Raw genomic sequence first — 3,098 nt, 5'->3', positions numbered from 1 at the left:
ACCGATTTCAAGGAGGTTATTGTATGATTTATGTAAAAGGCTAAGGCTCTTAACAGTTTTTAAAGCAATGTTATTATCAATTAAAAAATGTTGTCCGTACTTTTTCTTTTTTATGATTTTATCCATTGAACTGATTTTTTGACAATAAATTTATTTGACAAAAATAAGAAGCAAACTTAGTATCTTATTTCTAATATTCGTGTGTTTTTTGGCAAAAAATATTTAAAGAACATCCCTAAAGGACAAAAAATGCCACAGACGAAGTCTAGGGCAGTTATTCTTTTCCAGTTTATCTGGGTTAGGAAACAGTAATTTTTATATAATTTTGCAAAAAAAAATAATATGACTTATAAAATAAAGATAGTAAAAACAAGATCAAAAAACACTTCTCAAGTAGTTGTTCTTTTTCAAAATGAAGAAAAAATTATTGAGGATTTTGGAGATTATCACTTTTCGGATATTGAAAAGGAGTACATTGCTAATAATGTAGAAAAAGAAATCTTTCTTTTTTATCTACAGAATTTACAAAAGAAAGTTTACATCCAAGTAATCTCAAAAAAATCTGATGAAGAGCATAAAAATAAAGAGGAATATAGAATAGCTGCTTCTCAATTGTTTAAATTGATTAAAAAAGAAAAAGAAGAAAAAATTGAGATTCAAGTTTTGGGTAAAAACAACAAAGTAATTTCCTATCTTGAAGGTTTGCTGTTGTCGGCTTATTCTTTTGACAAATACAAAACAAAGAAAAAGGAACTAAATCTTAAGGCTATAAATTTAATTAGTAAAACTATTAGCAACGCAACGGTTGAAGAAATTATGAATATTGTTGATAGTGTAAATATAGCAAGAGATTTGATAAATGAACCGGGTTCTGTTCTTACTGCTGAGGAATTGAGTAAAAGAATAGTGGAAGTTGGAAAAGAGGCAGGTTTTACAACTGATGTTTTGAACAAAAGCAAAATTGAATCTTTAAAAATGGGTGGCTTGTTAGCAGTAAATTACGGAAGTATCGATCCACCAACCTTTAATATTTTAGAATGGAAACCTAAAAATGCAATTAATAAAAAACCAATAGTTTTTGTAGGGAAAGGTGTTGTTTTTGATACAGGAGGAATTAGCCTTAAACCACCGTCAAATATGGATGAAATGAAAAGTGATATGAGTGGTGCAGCAGCAGTTGTAGGAACCTTAAATGCTATTTCTAAAAATAAAATACCTGTTCATGTAATAGGTTTAATTCCGGCAACAGACAATCGTCCGGGACAAAATGCTTACTATCCCGGTGATATTATTAAGATGTTTGACGGCACTACTGTTGAAGTTTTAAATACTGATGCTGAAGGAAGAATGATACTTGCCGATGCATTGGCTTATGCAAAAAAATATAAACCTGAACTTGTAATAAATTTAGCAACGCTAACAGGTTCTGCAGTAATGGCGATTGGCGAGTTTGGAACAGTTGCCTTTATGAAAACAGAAGAAAAAGTTAAAAATGAATTGCAAAAAGCAGGGGATGATACTTATGAGAGATTAGTAGAATTTCCTCTTTGGGAAGAATATGCTGAATTAATAAAATCGGATATTGCAGATGTGAAAAATATTGGAGGTAGAGAAGCAGGGGCAATAACTGCTGCAAAATTTCTTGAAAGATTCACTGATTATGATTTTGTACATCTTGATATTGCAGGAACTGCCTATAATTCAAAAGGAAGTAATTATAATGCAAAAGGTGGTACTGGTATTGGTGTAAGATTATTATCGGAATTTATAAAAAACAGAATTGAAGAATAACAATAAACTATTACTGAATTAATAAAATGAATACAGATAAAATAAATTTAAAAGATAAGCCATTAATTGGCATTAGCGTTGGTGATATCAACGGTATAGGTCCTGAAATAATTTTAAAAACTTTTATAGACAATAGAATTTATAAATATTGTACAGCTGTTGTTTTTTGTAGTAAAAACTTAATGAATTATTACATTAAGATGTTGAATCTTAAAAATGTAACTTACAATACGACAAGAAATCTACAAAAGCTAAACTCAAATCGGTTAAACTTGTATTATGATTTACCTCAGGAAAGCAAGATAAAAATAGAGGTTGGTAAATCTACAGAAATTGGAGGAGAGTACGCATACAACTCATTACAAGTTGCAACAAATGCATTAAAAGCAAAAAAAATAGATGCATTAGTTACTGCACCAATTAATAAAAATAATATTCAATCCGAAAAATTTAAATATCCGGGACATACTGAATTTTTAATGGATGCTTTTGGAGTTAATAATAATTTAATGTTGATGGTTAGTGATACTTTAAGGGTTGCTGTTCAAACAGGTCATATTCCATTAAAAGATGTAAGTGCAAATATAAAGACCGATGATATTGTTAGAAATTTACAAATGTTTAGCAAGTCGTTGGAAATAGATTTTAATATCAGAAGACCAAAGATTGCAGTTTTGGGATTAAATCCCCATGCAGGAGAAGAAGGTTTGCTTGGTAGTGAAGAAAATGAAGTAATTATTCCTGCTATAAATATTGCTAAAGAAAAAGGTATAAACGCATTAGGACCATATCCTTCTGATGGGTTTTTTGGAACAGAATTGTACAATAAATTTGACGGGATACTTGCTATGTATCACGATCAGGGTTTGATAGCATTTAAAATACTTGCTTTTGAAAGCGGAGTTAATTTTACAGCAGGACTACCGGCAATAAGAACATCACCTGCTCATGGAACAGGATTTAATATTGCAGGAAAAGGTGTTGCTGATGAAAGTTCTTTCAGAGAAGCAATTTACCGTGCCATAAAAATAATTAAAAACCGTGAACTGTATGAGGAATTAAATGAAAATCCTTTGAAGTCAAGAATAAAATTGGAAAGAGAGAAGGAGTAGTAATTTGGAGGGATTGTTTGTTTGTTTGTTTCTATTTTCACGCAAAGACGCAAAGAAGAATTGTTTATTTGTTTATTTGGTGATTTGTTTATTTGTTTGAGGATGCAAGATACTGTTGACTCCTTTATAAAAAAACTCCACCATACCGTCATTGCGAAGGAGGAACGACTGTGGCAATCTGATGAGTAGGAGTAA

2 protein-coding genes are annotated in these 3,098 nt (G+C 30.6%); both read left to right on the top strand.

From position 1 onward, the window contains the following. Positions 1–342: 342 nt before the first annotated feature. Positions 343–1,791 (top strand): leucyl aminopeptidase, encoded by a 1,449-nt coding sequence (locus tag U9R42_06780; protein MEA3495723.1) that lies wholly within the window; start codon positions 343–345, stop codon positions 1,789–1,791. Positions 1,792–1,817: 26 nt separating this feature from the next. Next, on the top strand, positions 1,818–2,903 hold the full coding sequence (gene pdxA, locus U9R42_06775; GenBank protein ID MEA3495722.1) for a 4-hydroxythreonine-4-phosphate dehydrogenase PdxA: 1,086 nt from the start codon (positions 1,818–1,820) through the stop codon (positions 2,901–2,903). The last annotated feature ends 195 nt before the right edge of the window (positions 2,904–3,098 follow it).

It is taken from the genome of Bacteroidota bacterium (assembly GCA_034723125.1).
Taxonomy (GTDB): Bacteria; Bacteroidota; Bacteroidia; order CAILMK01; family JAAYUY01; genus JAYEOP01.
The sequence above is the reverse complement of the archived record's forward strand: the minus strand, read 5'-3'. Positions and strand labels throughout refer to the sequence as shown.

What these genes read in the sequence shown, in the direction of transcription:
- U9R42_06780 (MEA3495723.1), top strand. Translation starts at nt 343, where the DNA reads ATGACTTATAAAATAAAGATAGTAAAAACAAGATCAAAAAACACTTCT.
- pdxA (MEA3495722.1), top strand. Translation starts at nt 1,818, where the DNA reads ATGAATACAGATAAAATAAATTTAAAAGATAAGCCATTAATTGGCATT.